Here is an 18,716-nt window from a genome sequence, read left to right on the forward strand (position 1 = left end):
GAACGCAGCGGACAGCGAGGCCCGCGGCCCGACCACGCCCACCACCGCCGAACCCCTCAGCGACCCCGCGACAGGCCATCACCCACCGACGTCGGTGGATCGAGGTTTAGGGGTACTAGCCCGCGTGATCACGCGGCTTTCTGGGGGGTTTCCTCGTAAGCTTGGTGGGTTCACCGGTGGTGGGCGTTGAGCACACTCGCACTCAGCGTGTCGAGGGTGTCTCGAATGATTTCAACATTGGCGGACCAGTAGTGGATCCCGCCGGTGCCACGGGGGTGGGTGGCGTGACGTTCGGTGAGCAGGCCGGCATCGGTGAGCACTTTCAGGTGCAGGCCGACGCCGTTGCGGGTCATCCCGAGCGCGTCCATCAATTCTTGCGCCGTGACCTCACCGTTTGCGATCACGATTCGCAGCAGTGCGAGGCGCGCCGGACGGACGCCCAGCACGAGACGCGCTTCGCGTCCAGCTTCGTCCGATTCGGGTATCAAGAGGCCCACGATCCCAACTGTAAATTCGGTTTGCAGTGTACTATGCAAAATGAGGGCGGCATATCAATTCGCCGCAAAAGGAGCTAGAGCATGATCGATAAATCATTGATTCGGGACTTCCCGCCGATGACTGCAACGCTGCTCCCCGATCACACGGGCGTGTTCCGTGTGGGGACTGCTGAGCAGCACGTCGCGGAGGCTGACGAGAACGGCGCGATGCGTGCGCTCGTGGATTTGATGCGGGCCGAAGCAGTGAAGTCGAGCCGGCCGATTCGGGTCATGGTGACGGACCCGACGAGCATGACGCAGCTCGTCGTGGGCGTGGATGGTTCGCTCGAAGAGGAAGCGCAGACGGACTATGCCGACGTCGATCCAATGCCTGCGGCCGTTGCTGAACCCATCGCGCCGGCCCCAGCCGTTCGGCCGGCACCTGTTGCGCCGGCCCCGGCGGTCGAAACGCTCGAGCGAGTCGCAGCTCCGGCGGTAGTTGTCGAGCCGGCCCCGGTTGCTCTACAGCCGGCGGCTCAGGTCGTCGCGAGCGTGCAGCCGCTGGCCGAACCAACTCGGCCGGTTGTGGAGCCTGCACCGCTGCCCGTTGCCGCCTCAGATCCGCCCACGCCGGCCGTGGCACTGCGGCGCGATCTGCGCGATTCGCCGTCGTTCCTCGCGCCTCCTACGGCTGGTCCGGCGAAGAAGGGCTTTGCTGGTCTATTGAACACGCTCGGGTTGAAGGTGCAGCCGTCCGCTGCGGAGCTGGCGGAGCGCGAGGACGTGAACGCGGTATCGCGGCACTTCCCCAAGCGCCGCACGATCTCCACGGTGAACCAGAAGGGCGGCGCGAACAAGACGCCCACGATCGTCAACCTGGCGTCGGTGTTCGCACGCTACGGCGGTGGCGGTGTCGCGGCCTGGGACAACAACGAGACGATGGGCACGCTCGGCATTCGCACGCAGCAGGGCGGTCATGATCTGACGGTTCTCGACCTGCTCGAAGCATCTGGCGATCTTCTCGCGCCCGGCGCCGAGCGTGCGGATCTCTCGCGGTTCGTGCACCACCAGCCGGAGGACAAGTACGAAGTGCTGCGCTCCGCTGCGGGGGATGACGATCACGTCGTGACCGCTGACGAAGTGGACCTCGTGCATCGGGTGCTGGCGAAGTATTACCGGCTGATCCTGATGGACTCCGGCAACTCTGCAGGCGCTCCGAACTGGCGTCGGATGGTGGAACTCACCGATCAGCTCGTGGTGCCCACCACGACGGTCGAGGACAAGAAGGAAGGCGCTCGGCTCACGCTGAAAGCCGTCATGCGCGTGAGCGAGCGAGGCGAAGAACTCGCCCGCAACGCGGTCGTGATCGTGTCCGAGGCGGAAGCAAAAGACACCGCGATCGCGAACGCCTATGCCGAGGAATTCCGGCCATACGTCCGCGACGTCGTCGTGGTGCCTTTCGATCCGGCGTTGAAGAACGGGATCATTCGGCACGATGCGTTGCGGTCGAGCACACAGCGCGCCTGGCTCGCTGCGGCTGCTGCTGTGGCTCGGGGGCTCTGAACACCATGAGCCGCTGGATCGAAGCAGCACAAGGCGTGCCGGAGGAGGACAGCGCGGCCGTAACGCACGTGTTGGAGCCCTCCGGCCCGTCCCGTCCACAACGCGGTGTCGAGCTGACCCGGAGGGGCGGTGAGCTGGGCCGATTCGAAGACACCAGCACCGTTCAGCTGTGGGTGCTCGGCACCCACAGCAATGCCGGCGAACAGACCATCAGCGACCTTCTGCCGGCATCCGCGCCAGCCGCGCACCAGTGGCCGGTCCGCGCAGATTACGCCGAGCCCGCTCGGGTGCTGCTGGTCTGCCGGACTAGCCACAAAGGACTGAAATCGGCGCAGCGTGCTGCGGTCGAGTTCGTTTCCGGCACCTTGCCGACCGTCCGCGTCGTCGGCCTCGTGCGCGTCGCTGACGCCCCGGGACGTCTGCCGAAAGAGCTGCGCGACTTGTCCAAGATCGTGGCCGGCGGCTTCCCCGAGGTCTGGGACGTCCCCTGGATCGAGGACTACCGCCTCGGCGTCGACCACCCGGCTCTACCGCGCGAAGCGGCCACGACCATGCAAACGATCAGCGACCACCTGGCGCTGAACACCCACAAGAAAGAAGAACACTCATGACCACCCTTGCAACCACCGTTACCGCATCCATCCCGAACCCGACGCCGACGCAGCCTCCCGGCGGCGGCGGACTGCTCCTCATCCTGGGCTGGGGCTCCTGGATCATCTTCGGCATCGCCGTCCTGGCAATCTTCATCGTCGCCGGCAAGATGATGCTCGACAGCCGCGCGGGCCGCGGTGGCGGTGAAGCTGCCTCCGGCTTGATCTGGGTGCTCATCGGCTCGATCATCGCCGCCGTCGCCTCCGGCATCGTGGGCGCGATCGTCGTGGCGGCGCAGTCATGACGACGACCGGCCCGACGCCAGAGAAAGCCTGGTACGAAAAGCCTTGGTTCATCGTGGCCGGCGCGTTCCTGGCACTGCTGATCGTCCTGTGCCTCGTGATCGTGTTCGTGGTGCCTAGCCCGGAGAAGGTCACCAGCGCGCCGACGTCGGCCGCTGCGACGCCGAAGCCCACCGCGACAGCGGTGGACCCGGTGAACGCTGACGAGAGCGTCTGCGGGCTCCCTGCAGGCGATCAGGACGTTCCCAAGACGGCACCGACCACGGTGTGGAAGGAGTTCGGCACCGCGACGGTGCCGTTCTCGCCTGACACCTTCGGGCCCGGGGCTGTTGTTGCTGAGGACGTTCCTACGTGCTTCGCACACAACCCGACCGGCGCTCTCTACGCCGCCGGCACGATCAGCGGCCTGGTCATCGCTCAGGAGTTCGCGGCAGTCGCGGACCACCTTGCGGCTCCCGGCCCCGGATTGGACAAGGTGCGCGACAGCCCAACGGCAGACGTTAGCGGCTCCTTGGCTGGCTACCAGTACCTGTCGTACAACGACGACCTTGCGGTCATTTCTATTGCTTTTGCGGCCGCAAATGGAGCGTACGTCGCGTGGCCGATGACCCTGGAATGGATCGACGGCGACTGGAAGGTGCAGATCCCCGACGACGGAAACGCGCCGTTTAGCCAGCTCGACAATCTGAATCAATTTGAAGGATGGTCGGGGGTCTAGTCATGGCTGACGATTGCGGATTGAACCCGTTCTGCACGGTAGGAAACTGGGTTGCGGGCGATGCGTTGAAGAACCTGGCTGACGGCGTGACCGAGGGGTTCGGCAAGGTCGTGGCCTGGCTCGGGACATTCTGGGTGACGGTGGATACTCCCCCGCTGCTGAGCGCTGCTCCGGGTGAGGATCTGAGCAACCTGGTCAACTCGCCGTCGACGGAGGTTGGATACCTCGTTACGCAGCTCTGGTTCTGGACGTTGTGCCTCGCGATCTTGTCGGTGCTGTTCGGTGCCGGGCGGATGATCTGGGAGCAACGCGGCGAACCTGGTCGGCAGCTGATCAAGAGCCTGATCATCTTCACCCTCGTCACTGGCGGGGGTGTCATGGCGGTTCAGGTGCTCATTACCGCTTCGGATGGGCTCGCTCGGGCGGTGCTGGAAGGCAGCACGGACGGGACCGGATTCGGAACGAACCTCACCGGGATGATCGCTCTTGCCCCGGGGCTCGGTTCGCTGTTGATCATCGTCTTCGGCGTGATCGCGCTGCTGCTGTCCACCGTGCAAATGGTGCTGATGGTGTTCCGCTCGGGGTTGCTCGTGGTGCTGGCGGGCGTGTTCCCGACGGTTGCGGCCTTCACGAACACTGAGGCCGGGAAGCAGTGGTTTACGCGCGTGGTCGGGTGGCTGCTCGCGTTCATCTTGTACAAGCCGGTTGCGGCGCTGATCTACGCGGCCGCGTTCAAGCTCACCGCGGCGGACGTGTTCGCCCCGGACGGTAACGGCGGCGTGAAGCTGATCGCCGGCCTCAGCTTGCAGCTCGCCGCGATCGCGGCGCTGCCGGCATTGATGCGGTTTGTGACGCCGATGGTTGGTGCTGCTGCAGGCGGGTCCGGCGGCGGCGCGATGATGGGCGCAATGGCTGGATCTGCGGCAACGGGTGCAGTCAACGGCGGCGCGAACATGAACTCCACCCGATCGGGCGGCGGTTCGTCGACGAGCTCCACGAGCTCCAAGACGGAGACGGCTCCTACAGGTGCGAAGCATGCGGCCTCTGGTGCCTCTGGTCCGGCCGCAGCGGGCGGCGGAGCCGCCGGCGGTGGTGCGGGTGCGGCTGCAGCCGGTGGCGGAGCTGCGGCAGGCGGCGGGGCTGCTGCGGCTGGTGCAGCGGGCGGGCCGATCGGCATGGCCGCTGTGGCTGGCGCTCAGGCCGTCAAGAAGGGCGGCGACGCGATCGCGGACGCTGCGAAGGGCGCTACGGATTCTTCGACCGGTTCGAAGTGATGAGGGGATCGCACGATGACTGATGCAACTTACGAAGAACCGAGCTACGGGAACTGGCGCAAGCCTCGTTCGGCGGGCATCGGCAAGTTCTCCATGTTGGAGACGCTGCTGATCATTGGCGGGCTGCTGCTCGTCGTGGTGCTGTTCCGTCTCGCCGGCCCATTGGTTGGCGCGGCGGCGCTCGTGCTGCTGGCCGGGCTGTTCTTCATCATGACCATCACTGATAAGCACGGAAAGAGCAGGATCTCGAAGATGAACGCGAAGCGGGCATTCCGAAGCGCAGCACGCCAGCGCCTGAACATCCTCCGCTCGGGGCCGGCTGGCCTGACCCCCTCGGGCTCGTACCAGCTGCCCGGGCTGTTGGCACGCTCCGAGCTGCACGAGTTCGAGGACTCGTTCGAGCGGCCGTTCGCGATGCTGCACATGCCGACGAAGGACCACGCGAGCATCGTGATCAGTGTGGAGCCGACCGGCCTCGCGCTCGATGACCGCGAGAACATCGATCAGTACGTGGCGAACTGGGGCGGCTGGCTGTCGGGCCTGTCGAAGGCCGGCGACGTCGTTGCCGCTTCGGTGACCGTCGAGACGGCACCGGACTACGGCGTGCGCCTCGCGCACGAGATTGACTTGAGCATGCACCCGTCAGCCTCCGCGGCGGCGCGGGAAATGATGGAGGAGACGAAGGCGACGTTCCCGCAACGCACCGCGACCACGCGGGCGTGGGTGTCGATCACGTTCCGCACCTGGCGTCCAGGAGCTGCACGGGTGCGTGACCCTCAGGACGTCGGGACGGATCTCGCCGCACGGATGGGGAAGTTCACTGAGCACCTGGAAGTGTGCGGCGCGGGCGACGCCCGGCCGGTGGGCGCTCAGGAGCTGTGCGAGATCGTTCGCACGGCCTATGACCCGCGGATGGGCGAACACATCGCCTCCGCGCACATTCAGGGCTCGACACCTCGACTGTCCTGGGATCAGATCGGGCCGACCGCGCATAACGCCGGGTGGGAGTGGTACCGCCACGACTCGGGCCTGTCGAAGTCCTGGACGATGAGCGCCGCGCCACGAGGCACGGTGTTCTCCAACGTGTTGGAGAACCTGCTCGCCCCGTCGCCTGACGTCGACCGCAAGCGCGTCACGCTGGTCTACCGGCCAGTGTCGACCGCTCGCGCTATGGACGTGGCAGAGAAGGACGTCAACAAGGCGTCGAGCCGTGCGACGTCGACGAAGAAGCCCTCGTTCCAAGCGGCCGCGGAGTTCTCCGCGGCCGTGCAGTCAGCGAAGGAAGTCGCGAAAGATGCCGCTCTGGTGAACTTCGGGATGATCGTCACCGCGACGATCCTCAACGAAGAGAACGCACTCGCAGCCTCTTACGAGATCGAGGATCTGGCCGGCGGGGCGCAGATCCTCCTCCGGCCGGCCTACGGCGCACAGGATGCGACGTTCGCCGCCGGCCTGCCGCTTGGTGTGGTTCTGCCCGACTACATCGCGATTCCTCAGGCGATCCGAGAGGCACTGTGATGAAGCTGTTCGGGAAGAAGAACGCCGACGAAGGTCGTACCTACATCGCGCCGACGAGCCGCGGGTACAAGCGGCCTGGTGCCGGCTACGCCGCACACATCGAGTCCGCGCCCGAGTGGCGCGGCACGTCGCGTCAAGTGTGCGGGCTGTGGCCGTTCGCGGCGGGCTCGGGCTCGCCGCTTGCCGGCGTCCCGCTGGGCACGAATCAGCTCACCGGCAATGTCGTCGGTATTGACCCGATCACCGCGTTCAAGCGCGGGATCATCGCGAACCCCTCGTGCTATTTCATGTCGCTGCCGGCGTTGGGGAAATCATCGGTCGTGGGCAAGATGATGCTCGGCATGAACGCCCACGGGGTCATCCCGATGACGCTCGGCGACGTCAAGGGCGAGCACGTCGCTCGCACCCTCGCGATGGGCGGTCAGTCGATCCCGCTCGGTAACGGCCGTGGCTTCCTGAACCCGCTCGACCCGGGAGCCTCTGCAAAGGCGGCAGCACGCCTCACGGGCACCCTGCGGGAGGAAGTGCTCGAAGAGGCACACTCGCACCGTCAGGCGATCCTGGAAAGCCTCATCACCGTCTCGCGGTCGACGCCTCCCACGGAGGGTGAAGTAAGCGTGCTCGATCAGGCGCTGCGGATCTTGTTCGACCGATTCGACGGTGTGCCACTGATCAAGGATCTCGTGGACGTGATCGCGTCACGGCCGCAAGAGCTGAGCGCGATCGTCCTCGACCGAGGCGACGAGAACCGCTACTTGGACGCCACGGACGAGCTACGCCGATCGCTCGGCGGGCTCGTCTCGGGTGGCCGTTTGGGGACCATGTTCTCTCGTCACACGACGGAAGAGATGGACTTCACCCGGCCGAGCGTGTTCGACCTCTCCGGCATCGGAGACACGCTGCCGGCGCAGCAGGCCGCGGGGCTCCTGGCCTCGTGGTCCGCTGGCTTTGCCGGGGTGAAGATTGCCCAGATTCTCGCGGATGCCGGCCTGGAACCGCGCCGGAACTATGTTGTGGTGCTGGACGAGTTCTGGCGGGCGCTGCGCGTCGGCCGGGGCATCGTTGACCGTGCCGACTCCCTCACCCGGTTGAACCGGCACGAGGGCATCGGGCAGCTGATGGTGTCGCACACGCTGCGCGACTTCGACACGGTTGAGAACGAAGCCGACCGGAAGAAAGCTCAGTCGTTCGCTGAGCGCAGCGGCATGATCATCATGGGTGGTCTGCCGAAATCCGAAATGGAGTCGGTGGCCCGTATCCGCGAGATGACGAACGCGGAGCGGGCTCGCATCGTGTCGTGGGGTGACTCCAAGAAGATCACCTCGAACAGCACGGGTGAAGCTGTGCCCTATGGTCGCGGCAAGTTCCTGGTGAAGCTCGGGAACGCTCCGGGGATCCCGATCACGACGCGCATGACCGAGATCGAGAAGCGGCTCGGGAACACGAACCTTCGGTGGGACATGGCCGAACAGCGAGTGGCGAGCTGATGGGCAGGCAACGGCAAGCGGCCAACAGCGCTGTCGGGCCGATCCTGCTGCTCGCAGTGATCGTGCTCGCCCTGGCGGTGCCGATCGTCGGCATCTACGGCGGTTCGCTGCTCAGCCGTGACGGCCAGCAGCTCCCAGCGAATCCGCTCTCAGCCCCGTTCCTGCTGATCGGGAACCGGGTCACCTGGTCGGTGACGTCCACGGTCGTGGCCGTGGCGTTCGTGCTGCTGCTGGTGGGCGGCGTGGTGGCCATGCTGCTGCTTCGCTCCCGCGGACGCGGCAGCAAGTCACGGGTGGATCACAAGGCCGCGCTGATGGGGCGCGGGCCGGACATTCAGCAGCTCAGCGAGCAAGCCGCCGGCAAGGCGGCTGCTCGTTTCGGCATCACGGGCAGCATCGGCGTGTTCCTGGGCGTCAGCGTGGCCGGCGGGCGCCGGTTGATCGCTGACTTCGAATCCGTCGTGCTGCAGATCTGGGGACCACGACAGGGCAAGTCGTCCACTCAGGTCATCCCGGCGGTGCTCGACGCACCCGGTGCGGTGCTCACCACCTCGAACAAACCCGACGTGATCGACGCGACACGCGAGAGCCGGAGCAAGCTCGGCACGGTGTGGTCCTTCGACCCGCAGCAGATCTCCGGCGACGCACCCACCTGGTGGTGGAACCCGCTCAGCTACGTCACGGACGACGCCAAAGCGCGCACGCTCGCGAGCCTGTTCTCTGCGGCCGGCCGTGATCCGTCCGCGAAGCGCGACCCGTATTTCGATCCAGCTGGTGAGGATCTGATCGCGGATCTCATTCTCGCGGCCGCGATCGGCGGCAAAGAGATCGTGGACGTCTACGCCTGGCTGCAGCACGGCAAGCCGAGCGAACCGCTTGAGATCCTGCGCGCACACCACGGCGGGATCTTCTCGCTGAATGCCGGTTCGTTGGAGGAGAAGTTCAACATGGAGGCGGGGCAGAAATCCGGCGTGTTCGGTACGGCCACCAACATGATGCAGTCGTTGAAGCTGCAGAGCATCCGCCAGTGGGTGAACCCCGCCCCTGGCGAGCGCCGGCCACACTTCGACGTGCACGCTTTCGTGCGTAGCAGCGACACGCTCTATGTGCTCTCCAAGGAGGGTGAGGGGTCCGCGGCCGCGCTGACCACAGCGCTCACGGTAGCGGTGGCCGCAGCGGCGGAAGAGTACGCGATGCAGTGCAAGGGCCGGCGTCTGCCGGTGCCGCTGCTGATGCTGCTCGATGAGGTCGCGAACGTGTGCCCGTGGCCGGATCTGCCGAAGAAGTACTCGCACTACGGCTCCAAGGGCATCATCCCGGTGGCGTTCCTGCAGTCGTGGTCACAGGGCGTTGGCCTGTGGGGAACGGAAGGCATGGACATGATCTGGTCGGCCGCGACAGTCAAGGTCGTGGGGTCCGGTATCAGCGAGGAGGGATTCTTGCGGAAGGTCGCGAACCTCATCGGTGAGTACACCTTCGACACCGTTTCGGAGTCGCGCAGCAAGGGCGGCACGACGCGATCGTTCAACAAGGAGGGCGGGAAAGAGAACATCATGACGATCTCAGACCTGCAGGAACTGCCGATCGGCCGCGTCGTCGTGTTCCGTGCCGGCGCTCGCTCAACGCTCGCGCGCACAGTCCCGTGGCAGAACGGCCCACACAAGGACGAGATCCTCGCGTCGCTGGCGTTGCACGAGCCAGACGGCAGCGCACCCAGCGTTGCCGCTACGGCGCTCACAGCGCCGCTGGTGGCTGCTGAGCGGCCCCGGAGCCGGTGGCTGGATCTCGATACGACCACCAACAGGAGGGACGACGCATGAGCGACGAGACAGCAGGACCAGACAGCATCGATGCGGTACTCGAGCGAGCTGTAGCGTTCGAGCTCGACGGACTCGACCTGAGCCAGATCGTCGGAGCGGCAACGCGTGCCGTGGTCAAGAAGCAGGTCGCGGCGATCGCCAAAGAGACCGTCACCACGGCCATGACGCCGGAACGGCTCGGGGATCTCCGCGAACGAACCGCCGATGCCGTCCGCGAAGCGTTCGAGGCCGGACCGGCCGAGGAGGACGATGACGACGAGCCCGAGGCGGTACTTGTTTATGGGTCTACCGAGCAGTGGTTAAGCGAATGGCTGGTGCCGGCGTATCGGCGCTACCTGACCCCGAACGGCTCGCAAACGACCTGGTGCGCGTCCTGGTGGAAGCACGCCGAAGCCGTGATGCGGTTGGAAGCACTGTGGCGGGCGTGGGAGCACCTGCGTTTGGACGGGCAGACGGGCATGTCGGTGTGGTGGAAGGACCACGCCGATTACCATCTGGCCGTGATGCTCTCCGAGGAGGGGCCGTTCAGGGGCTGCACGACCACCGAGCACACGGAGCTGCTGCCGGCGTTCCCGCTGGTGGAAGCCCCCGAGGGCTTCTTCCCCGATGAACGGCCTGCAACTGAGGACACGACGAGCGACGACGACACGGACGGACAGGTGAGTGGCGATGAGTGATTCAGACGGCATGAACGAACTCTTCGACGACACGTTGCGTCAGGCGGTGATGATCGCGGCTCGGCTCGGTGAGCAGGCCGCGCGGCACCGTCAGGAGCAGCTGCGTCAGGCGAGGCTGATCAGCGAGCAGGCCGGCCGACAGGCGCAAGCCCGTTTCGACGCTGAACGACTCAGCGCCCGTGCGGGGCTCTCTGAGGTGACCGAACGCGACTGGTGGAAGGTGGCCTCACCGGAGCAGATCGGTGCCGCCTACCAAACGGCCACGGCCTGGGGTGAGCATGATCCGCAGATCGCGGCTGTGCGTTCGTATCTCGATGAGCGGTTGAGCAGTCGCGGGATCGACACGTCCGGTCAGCCGGAGACGATCACCGAGCTGATCCGGGCTCGTGAGTGGGCGGCGCAGTTTGAGCCACAGCTCAGCGACGCCTACAGCCGCGACATGATCAAGCACACGAGCCCGGACGATCGCGAGCGGATGAACAACGTCCTCGTGGCGTCCTACCTTGCCCGGCCCGAATCGCAGTACGCTTCCGCGGCTGACGACGAGCGTGCTGCAGCTCGGGGCGACCGACGCGAGGCCGACCGGCAGCGCGGCACTGCCGGCGTCGACGCAGCGACCGGAGGCGTCCACGAGAGCGTCGCAGAGGAGCACCTGCGACGAGCAGACGCCGACGCGGCTAGCCCGGCCGTCAATGCCGGTGACCCGATCACCGGGGCCGACGTCGAGCCCGAGGCGGACCCGGCGGCGCGCGAGCGCGAGGAGCGCAAAGCACAGGTGCGGTTCGTCGACGCTGGCGTGGAGTACGACAGCGCCGGCCGACGCACCGCTTTCGCTGACCGCCTCGACGGCTCCGCGAACCAGAGTGACAAGCGGGCTCGCATGCTGGCTGATATCAGCCAGGGGACGCCGGCCGTCGCCGCGGTGAACGGCCCACGGCCGAACGCACCGAAGGCCCGGAAGAACACGGCCAGCCCGAACCGCCAGATGCGGAAGGGGAAGCCGCTAGCGCTGCCGGCCCTTCTTCTCCTCCGGAGCCCTCGACCCTGTTGCGGTCGGGGGCTTCGTCGTGGGAGCCGGCTTGTTCCTGTTCACGCCCGCTGCAGCACCGTTCGCCGCTGCCCGGAGTCGCTGCAGCTCGCGCAGTTCCAACTGCTCGGCCGTGAGCGGAACGACCGGCGCGGGCGCACTCGGCGTCGTGGGTGCTGGCTTCGTCGCGATCGTCGGCGCGGGTGCGGTTGCCACCGCTCCCCCGGCCTGAGCCCAACGGCCCGCCGGTGCGGTCGGGGCGACGGCCGCGAGGCGTGCGTGAACGCTTTGCAGCGCGCCTTCGTGAGTGCGGCGCAACCGTTCGGCCTGGTGCAACAACCCGGCCTCCTGCTGCATCCCGGACACCGCTGAAACCGTGTTCATCATCTGCCGGAGCAACAGCGCTTGGCCGGCCGCGGTGGACGGTCCAACGGCTGCTTGCATCAGCAGCATGCCGGCCCCCTTCGGCGACGGCATCGGTGCGTGCTTGCCCACGGGAATGTGCTCGGACACCTGAGCCGAACGGCGCAGCGCCCGGGCAGCATCCGCCAGCGGCCCCGGTGTGGCCTCAGTGCGGATCGACCATGCCGACAGCGCACCCGACGTCTCGCGGGCGACCTGAGCCCAAGCGGCCTTGTCCGTGATGGGGAGCGTCCGTAGCCGCTCATTGATGCTCGCAACGTCGGCTGTCACCGCGGCCCACTGATCAATGCTTGGGGTGACCGTCTCGCGGCCAGGCGAACTGATGCGCTTGTTCTTCGCCGCTGCGGCCCACTCGGCGGACGCCGCAAGTGCGCGCTCGGCGGTGTCCGGCCAGTCGGCTCGGAGCTTCGGCAACGTGAGGTCGCGGGCGAGCCTGCCACCGCCGAACCACACGGGGCGCTCGCCCCGGTTCGCTGGTCGCACGGCGACGCTGAACCCCTCGATGACGTCGGTCGTTCCGGCTGCGAATCGCGGCCGCACGAGCACGCCGGTTCCGCGGAGCCGGCGCACGAACTCGGCTTCGTCGACGGAGGCCGAAGCAGCTGCGCGGACGCTGCGCTGCAGCGTCTCCCGGGGAAGCTCTGCGAGCCCGCGCTTGTCCGCAATCTGCTTCTCGGCCTGGTGGTACCCGCGCTCAGCGTTGAGCGTGCCGAGCTGCCGATAACCGAACTTCTCCTCGATCTCGCGCGCAGCCTTCTGCACCCGCGGACGGTCGTTGTAGTCCGACCACTTCGTACCGTCCTCGCGCACGATCGACGCCACGATGTGCACGTGATCGTTGCCGGCCGACGAGAGCCCGTGCCGGACCGCAACCCACCGAAGCGGCGCCTTCCCGGAGGTCTCAGTGAAACCCATCTTGTCCGCGAACTCGGCCGCGATCTCGGCCCACCGTTCGTCAGTCTGAATGCCCTCCTCAGCGCTGAGACTCAGGGAGCAATGGAACACGTGCCCCTTGGGCACGGTGACGTTGAACACGTCGTGCGGGACGTCCATCTCACGGGCAACCCTGACGGCATCCTCCTGGCTGAGCGCGACGCCGGCAGGGTGCGCGAACACCAACGGCGACGACGCCACAATGTGAATGTCCTCGTGCTCGTTCTTCTTGCCCGGACCAGCGAGGTAGTTCATCAAACCGGCCATGCGGTCACCGCGCGACAGCTTTGGAATCATCGCCGCTACACCCGCCGGGCGATCTCGTCGATACGGCCGGACAAGTCGTCCACCGCACGCAGCGTGGCCGCAGTCGTTCCCGGCAACTCCCCCGTAGTGTTCGCGTGCTTCGCGATCTGATTCACGTTGTTGGAGACAGCCCGCAACAGCCCGCGAATCGCCAACAACTCAGCCGCGAGGTTGCGACGATCGGCGGGAGTCTCGCGCCCGTCCGACAACGCCGCCTCGACCAACAGCCGCGGCACGGTCACGTGCGCCGCAGCGGCTCGGGCAACCAACATGCCCTCTTCCTCGGGCGACACCTTCACCCGGTGCGAGTGCTGACGGCCACCCCGAACATTGTCACGGCGCTGCTTGCCGAGCCGACCGGACGTCTCAACGTTCGACACGGGATCACCGCCCTTCTCTTCTGCCAGCGCCGCGCCTCCGACACCTCGGAGCCACACGTCCAGTGTGCCAAATCCCGGCGGACAAGTCGAGGATTTCAAGCAGTTAGGGCACCTAACTGAATAACTGGCTCTGCAAGATGCTCTGAACGTGGTTTTTCGCAGTCTGAGCCCTTCCGTGCAGCAATGCGGCTGAGGACAGGGAGGGTTTGCCGAGAGGCGGCGCGTTTGCGACCTCGGAACGATCCTGGATGCTCGGGTGACGTTCCTCGCCCCGTAGCGCCCCCGGTTCGCGCGTGGATCTCGTCTCATCAGGTGGCTGGGTCAGGCCAGAGGGGCACCCAGCATCCGGCGTTTTGCATCGCCCCGGCGAGTCACCTCGTGCGCCGCGAGGGCTCCGAAATCGAGACCTGAGCGGTTAGCATTGCAGAATGGATATCGAACAGATTGCACAGGCCGCAGCGGCCGAACTCGACCGGGCACGTGACGCAAAGGTGCAGACGATCCGCGACCTCGCGTCCGCCGCTCAGGCGGTCGCTGACGCTCGCGCCGCGGTGAGCGAAGCAGAGCGCGAGCACGCGAAATCGTTCCAGGCCGCGGAGCGTGCCGGATGGGACGAAAAGACCGTGCGGAAGCTGAACATCGAGGTGCCAAGCCGTCGATCTGGCGGACGGCCGCGCAAGGCCCAGCCCTCGGCAGAGATGAAGGAAAACTCATGACGCCGCTGCTGGAAGCAGCTAGCTGGTCCGCATGGTGGGCGCAGCTCGTCGTGCTGCTGCTGGCTATCGGCGTTGTCGGCTCCCAGATCCCGTCCGTGCTGCAGCACGCGGATCGGCCGGTGCTGCGCGCGGCGCTTCGCTCGACCGCGCTGAGCCTCCCGGCCGCGCTCCTCGCGTTGATCATCCTGGCGGGTCCAACGGTGCTCTTCATGCTGTCCATGGGCGCGAGTCAGTCGGAGATCGGCGGCGCACTACTCGCGCGCGGCTGGTGGCTCCTTCCGGTCATGATCGCCGGAGCATTCGGGATCTACGCAGCAATGGCGTCCGCCGCGAAACTGCAACGCAGACTCCGGCCTGCAGCCTCGACCGCGTAGCACGCGAACCAACACGCAAGAGGGCCGCGCTCACCGAGCGCGGCCCTCTGTGTTGCGGTTGCTACTTCGCGAACGCGTTATCGACGTGAAGGTGGTTGCAGCTGTCCGGGAACTGCGACAGATTGGCGAGCGTCACCGACGTGCCGGCGTTGGTTCGGCAGTCTGACTGACCAACCCGAGAGCCCTTCGGCATCATCGGGTCGATCAGCCCAATGAGCCGGAGCGAGTCGGAATCCGCCCCGCTGATCGCGGCACCGTTGAGGGAGTAGAAATCAACTGCGTGCCCTCCCCCATCCACGTTGTGCGAGGACGTGGCACCGGCCCCGAGCGACTGCCCCGTGCACAGCCGGTTGATGTCCGAGACGCCGACCGATGAGAAGTTGTTCAGCGCCACCACCATCACCTGCAGAATGCCCACGTCAATGCCGCAGTCCGGCAAGCTCTGCCCGTTTGCAATGGCCTGGATCTCCGGCAGGTGGTCCGGCTGGTCGCTGCCGACCAAGGTGGTGAACCGGCCCTCGGCGTGCGCGGTCATGATCTGCTGCGCGAGCGTCATCGCATCGGCACTGACGCTGCATCCGCCACCGGGTGCCGCTCCCCCACTGAGCGCTGCGACGATCGCCGTAGCCGCGTCAAAATACTCCGTGTAGTGATCCGGGTCTGTATTGTTCTGCACGGCGTGCGCGGCCGCGCTCGGCGTCATCTGCTCCCAACCGGCGACGGCCTGCAAGCGGGTGAAGAACAGGATCGCGCTGGCTGTCGGGTCCATGCGCTGCGCGAGGGTCCCCCATGACGTGCGCTGCTGGAACAGGCCGCGGGAATCGGGGCCGGCCTCGTCGCCGTAGTCGAGCACGCGCAGACCCGACTCACCGAGCGCGGTCATCACGCCAACGGTTTGCGCCTGGGCGCTCATGCCGAGCGACGCTGCGGCATTCATGATCGCGGCCGCGTTCCCGACCTGCGCGGGCGTGTACCCCTCGACCGCCGGCAGCTGCGAGACGTCGACCACGCGCCGGCACCCGGCAGACATGACGCTGCCGCCGGCTTCGCTAGCAGCAGCGGCACCATCAGCAGCCCGCCGATTGCCAGCGCCGGCACCAGCAGGATCGCAAGGACCACCAACAGTCCTGATTTTTGTTCCACGTTCAGCCCCTCACCCCGAGCCCGACCAACCACCGAACCCCTCAAACATCTTAACTTGGATTGCAGTCAAGAATGCATTGTAACTGGGTGCCAGGCGGTTGATCTGGGGAGGTCAGCTCCCCCAACGGGTGAGCACGGCGGCTTCGATCACCTGGCGCAACGTAATGTCATGCTCTTTCGCTGCAGCTCGGGCGAGCGCTGCGACACTGGCCGCGACGCGCGTGTTCAGGGGCTCCGTGGCCTCCTTCGCCTGCGGGGTGACGGCGACAACCAGCGTGGCATCCGGCGCGGCCGGGGTCGGTGCGGGTGCCGGGGTAGCCGGCGCGAGGTCGATGGGGTCACGCAGGTTCGGTGCCGGCTGCGGCGCAGTGCGCGGTGGCAGTATGGCCGGCCGCTCGGGGCGCTCGTCGTTCATCGGATCACCTTTCCTGCGATCTCTGCGTATGCGGACATGACAGGCGCTCCCTTGCGGTAGTCGCCGTACCACTCGTGGCTGTAGCGCACCTCGTCGACGATGCTGCGATTGGGCACCAAGGGCTCGAGCAACAGGCCCGTCGCGCGGAACTGATCAATCGAGTGCGTCGCTGCGCGGCTCATCACGGTTTCCTTGACCGCGCCCACGACGATGCCAAGCTCCTCCGGGTAGGCGTCAGGCGCGCCGATCGCCCGCCTGGCGTCCTTGAACCGCTGGACGCTCTGCTGTGCCCCGAGGAACCCCGAAACGCCGTCAGAGGACGCTGCAGCCGCGTACACGACCGAATCGGAGGCCGTGAGGGCATTCAGGGTGAGCGGTCCGCCCTGCCGGTTGGGGCAATCGATGACAACCACGTCGGCGTCGAGGCCGTCGAGGGAGGCACGGAGGCGCAGCTCAGAGTGGTCAGCGCGGTCGGCTTCCTGCGAGCTGACACCGCGGCCGCTCGGGATGACGCGCAGCAGCTCATGGAACCCGCTCGGCACAGCCAGAGACTCAGCCCAACCGCGCGGATCTGCGTTACCAAGGATCGCACTGACGTCGAGGCCGGCCTCCTTGGGCTCGACGCCGAGCCACTGAGTCGTGGCAGCTCGGGGATCGAGATCCACGAGCACCACACGTTTGCCCATGAAGGCGGCGCAGTAGGCGACCGAGACGGCAGTGACGGTCTTGGTCACTCCCCCGCTCTCGGAATACACCATGAGAGTTTGCATGCTCTAAACCTAGCACAGCTGCTATCAAGAGTGCTAGCAATCAAGCAAGTGATGTGTAATGCAGACATACATGCAATCTGCTAGCAATAGCGCTTGCTGCCTACCTAGGGAAACTGTGTGTTGTTCTGCTGGCGGATTCGCAAGAGTTTTGAGGAGGAAAATTGCTAGCGAGGATCGCCGCGGTAGCTCTCGATAGTTTCGATGCGTTCGTGGATTTCGGCGTCATTGATGGGGCCTTCAGTATCGTTCCAGGGTGTGCCCGCGAGCCCGACCGTGAGGATTCGTTCGACGTCGAGTGTCTGCGGCGACTCGAACGAGATCGACGTAGCTTCCCAGGCCTCTTCGGGAACCGTTGAGAGTCGTGACGGGTTCCAGTTCCATTCGACGCAATCGCGGATCTCATCTCGGTTGAGGCTCCAGCCGCGGTCAGTGAGGTAGCGGTGGATTGAGAGCACACGATCGTGCAGCTCTCGCACGTCGGCGTCGAAGTCTTTGGGGCGTTTACCGGGACCAAGAAGGTTCTGAGTGATCGCCGCTGAATCGGTCTGCATGCGGTCATCCTTCCACCGGCTCAGCGTCTGGTGCTGGTACTCCTCGGCTTGTTCGGCGCGCATGGCTTCGGTGATGCGCTCGAACTCGGTGGGATCGTCGGCCGCGAGCCGTGCGCGCACGCGCTCGTTCTCCCGCTGGAACTGTTCGCGCTCGACAGCCCGTCTGCGAGCCTGCGCGCCCAGTTCGACGCGCACCGGCCGATCGCCAGGGGCGACCGTGCGCCCGAGCATCCAGGCGAAATAGCGCAAAGGCTCTTTCGCGCTGTGTAAGCGATCGTGGGCGCTTGGGAACTTGTTCTCGACCGCTGTTGCGAGATCCTGCACGGTCCACAGCTGCAGGTCAACACCGGCACGGCGGAGCACTCGTTCCAGATGACCAATGTGCTGGTCCTGGCCGAGTCGGTGCCCGAAGTGAAAATCAAGCTCAGCAAGGTAACGATGGATCGCAAGCGGTCGCACCTCAGGGGCAGACGGCTGAGCAGCTGCCGGAGGTCGCTGCCTCTGTCGTCGCCCGAGCTGCGCAGCAGCTTCCGTGTGCGCGCTTGCGCGCCTTTGTTGTTCTAAGGAGTCGTGAGAGGTTTCGTCAGCGGGGGGGTAAGTGGGTAGGTGGACATTTGTGTCACGTGAGGGAATGTCCTCCACAGGCGGCAGGGTCAGCGCGACGACGCTCGCGGCCCGGGTCTGGCGGTGTCCGTGCGTCTGGAAGGCCTCTGCCTTCTCGTCAGCGCTCAGGATCGACCGGCCGAACGTGAGTGTCGTTGCGAGGCCCAGCGCCTCCAGGATGCGTGTGGCACGCTGTACGGTCCTTGCGCAGATGCCGAGGGTCTTGGCGATGGTGCCGTGGGCGACGTGCACGTTGTGACCGGTGGCCCAGTCGGCATAGTTCCGGTACTCGTCCGCGATTCTCAGCAGCGTGGCGTCAGCCATTGAATACTGGTCTCGCAGCGCCTCGCGGGCGGGGGAGGCCACCAGGTCCATCACGGTGTCGAACCAGTGCGACGAGCCCCGCCAGATCCCGATGGTGTCGTAGATGCCTTCCGGCACGGGCAGCGACCAGCTCTTCGGGCCGTCCTCCGGCACCTCCCGCTCAGGCGCCCGCGCTGAACCGGAGCCCGCGGCTGGCGCACCCTGCGCGTGGGCTGGCGTCCAGGCGGTCAGCTCGGCCACAGTCGGCACTGCCAACCACGCCGACGGCTTTGACCGGCCGGGACCACTCGCGTTCGGCGTCCTCATAAAGGAGGACACGCCGACA

Annotated in this window: 20 protein-coding genes; 11 read left to right on the forward strand and 9 right to left on the reverse strand. The window is 66.3% G+C overall.

Annotated features, from left to right (window positions below; genetic code table 11):
* Positions 1-170: 170 nt before the first annotated feature.
* On the reverse strand, positions 171-497 hold the full coding sequence (locus ABMA10_RS20060) for an ArsR/SmtB family transcription factor (RefSeq protein WP_431030927.1): 327 nt from the start codon (positions 495-497) through the stop codon (positions 171-173).
* Positions 498-578: 81 nt separating this feature from the next.
* Here ABMA10_RS20060 and ABMA10_RS20065 point away from each other — a divergent pair, with 81 nt between their 5' ends.
* The 9 genes from ABMA10_RS20065 (at position 579) to ABMA10_RS20105 (ending at position 10,426) form a co-directional block, all read left to right on the forward strand.
* Positions 579-2,039: a chromosome partitioning protein ParA gene (locus tag ABMA10_RS20065; RefSeq protein WP_431030928.1), complete on the forward strand. Its 1,461-nt coding sequence runs from the start codon at positions 579-581 to the stop codon at positions 2,037-2,039.
* Positions 2,040-2,044: 5 nt separating this feature from the next.
* The gene (locus ABMA10_RS20070) at positions 2,045-2,650 is read left to right on the forward strand and encodes a DUF6668 family protein (protein WP_431030929.1); all 606 of its coding nucleotides are present in this window, start codon (positions 2,045-2,047) and stop codon (positions 2,648-2,650) included.
* The gene (locus tag ABMA10_RS20075) at positions 2,647-2,934 is read left to right on the forward strand and encodes a hypothetical protein (protein ID WP_431030930.1); all 288 of its coding nucleotides are present in this window, start codon (positions 2,647-2,649) and stop codon (positions 2,932-2,934) included. The genes ABMA10_RS20070 and ABMA10_RS20075 overlap by 4 nt, the downstream gene beginning before the upstream one ends.
* Complete coding sequence (locus ABMA10_RS20080; RefSeq protein ID WP_431030931.1) at positions 2,931-3,650, forward strand: hypothetical protein; 720 nt, start codon at positions 2,931-2,933, stop codon at positions 3,648-3,650. Before ABMA10_RS20075 ends, ABMA10_RS20080 begins: the two co-directional genes overlap by 4 nt.
* A 2-nt stretch (positions 3,651-3,652) precedes the next feature.
* Positions 3,653-4,924, forward strand: a complete 1,272-nt coding sequence (locus tag ABMA10_RS20085; protein ID WP_431030932.1) for a hypothetical protein — start codon at positions 3,653-3,655, stop codon at positions 4,922-4,924.
* Between the two features lie 15 nt (positions 4,925-4,939).
* Positions 4,940-6,442, forward strand: coding sequence for an SCO6880 family protein (locus tag ABMA10_RS20090; protein WP_431030933.1), 1,503 nt, complete (start codon positions 4,940-4,942; stop codon positions 6,440-6,442).
* Positions 6,442-7,929 carry an ATP/GTP-binding protein gene (locus ABMA10_RS20095; RefSeq protein ID WP_431030934.1) on the forward strand — a complete coding sequence of 496 codons (1,488 nt, stop codon included), beginning with the start codon at positions 6,442-6,444 and terminating at the stop codon, positions 7,927-7,929. Before ABMA10_RS20090 ends, ABMA10_RS20095 begins: the two co-directional genes overlap by 1 nt.
* Before the next feature lie 212 nt (positions 7,930-8,141).
* On the forward strand, positions 8,142-9,749 hold the full coding sequence (locus ABMA10_RS20100) for a type IV secretory system conjugative DNA transfer family protein (RefSeq protein WP_431030935.1): 1,608 nt from the start codon (positions 8,142-8,144) through the stop codon (positions 9,747-9,749).
* A complete protein-coding gene (locus tag ABMA10_RS20105) occupies positions 9,746-10,426 on the forward strand; it encodes a DUF4913 domain-containing protein (protein ID WP_431030904.1) in 681 nt (226 codons plus the stop codon). The genes ABMA10_RS20100 and ABMA10_RS20105 overlap by 4 nt, the downstream gene beginning before the upstream one ends.
* 1 nt (position 10,427) lies before the next feature.
* Here the strand turns inward: ABMA10_RS20105 and ABMA10_RS20110 are convergent, their stop codons facing one another.
* The 4 genes from ABMA10_RS20110 to ABMA10_RS20125 form a co-directional block, all read right to left on the reverse strand.
* The gene (locus ABMA10_RS20110) at positions 10,428-10,574 is read right to left on the reverse strand and encodes a hypothetical protein (RefSeq protein ID WP_431030936.1); all 147 of its coding nucleotides are present in this window, start codon (positions 10,572-10,574) and stop codon (positions 10,428-10,430) included.
* Between the two features lie 78 nt (positions 10,575-10,652).
* Positions 10,653-11,078, reverse strand: coding sequence for a hypothetical protein (locus tag ABMA10_RS20115; protein ID WP_431030937.1), 426 nt, complete (start codon positions 11,076-11,078; stop codon positions 10,653-10,655).
* 351 nt (positions 11,079-11,429) lie between these two features.
* A complete protein-coding gene (locus ABMA10_RS20120; RefSeq protein ID WP_431030938.1) occupies positions 11,430-13,076 on the reverse strand; it encodes a relaxase/mobilization nuclease domain-containing protein in 1,647 nt (548 codons plus the stop codon).
* A gap of 35 nt (positions 13,077-13,111) precedes the next feature.
* Positions 13,112-13,495: a plasmid mobilization protein gene (locus ABMA10_RS20125; protein WP_431030909.1), complete on the reverse strand. Its 384-nt coding sequence runs from the start codon at positions 13,493-13,495 to the stop codon at positions 13,112-13,114.
* A 428-nt stretch (positions 13,496-13,923) separates the two neighbouring features.
* Here ABMA10_RS20125 and ABMA10_RS20130 point away from each other — a divergent pair, with 428 nt between their 5' ends.
* Positions 13,924-14,211, forward strand: a complete 288-nt coding sequence (locus ABMA10_RS20130; RefSeq protein WP_431030910.1) for a hypothetical protein — start codon at positions 13,924-13,926, stop codon at positions 14,209-14,211.
* The gene (locus ABMA10_RS20135) at positions 14,208-14,585 is read left to right on the forward strand and encodes a hypothetical protein (RefSeq protein WP_431030911.1); all 378 of its coding nucleotides are present in this window, start codon (positions 14,208-14,210) and stop codon (positions 14,583-14,585) included. Before ABMA10_RS20130 ends, ABMA10_RS20135 begins: the two co-directional genes overlap by 4 nt.
* Before the next feature lie 61 nt (positions 14,586-14,646).
* Here the strand turns inward: ABMA10_RS20135 and ABMA10_RS20140 are convergent, their stop codons facing one another.
* From ABMA10_RS20140 to ABMA10_RS20155, 4 genes are all read right to left on the reverse strand, one after another.
* Positions 14,647-15,522, reverse strand: a complete 876-nt coding sequence (locus tag ABMA10_RS20140; RefSeq protein ID WP_431030912.1) for a hypothetical protein — start codon at positions 15,520-15,522, stop codon at positions 14,647-14,649.
* Positions 15,523-15,840: 318 nt separating this feature from the next.
* A complete protein-coding gene (locus tag ABMA10_RS20145) occupies positions 15,841-16,143 on the reverse strand; it encodes a hypothetical protein (RefSeq protein WP_431030913.1) in 303 nt (100 codons plus the stop codon).
* Entirely contained in the window at positions 16,140-16,913 is a 774-nt protein-coding gene (locus tag ABMA10_RS20150; RefSeq protein ID WP_431030914.1) for a ParA family protein, read from the reverse strand. Before ABMA10_RS20150 ends, ABMA10_RS20145 begins: the two co-directional genes overlap by 4 nt.
* Before the next feature lie 164 nt (positions 16,914-17,077).
* Positions 17,078-18,631 (reverse strand): hypothetical protein, encoded by a 1,554-nt coding sequence (locus ABMA10_RS20155; protein ID WP_431030915.1) that lies wholly within the window; start codon positions 18,629-18,631, stop codon positions 17,078-17,080.
* Positions 18,632-18,716: the final 85 nt, after the last annotated feature.

It is taken from the genome of Plantibacter sp. RU18 (assembly GCF_050613355.1).
GTDB lineage: Bacteria > Actinomycetota > Actinomycetes > Actinomycetales > Microbacteriaceae > Plantibacter.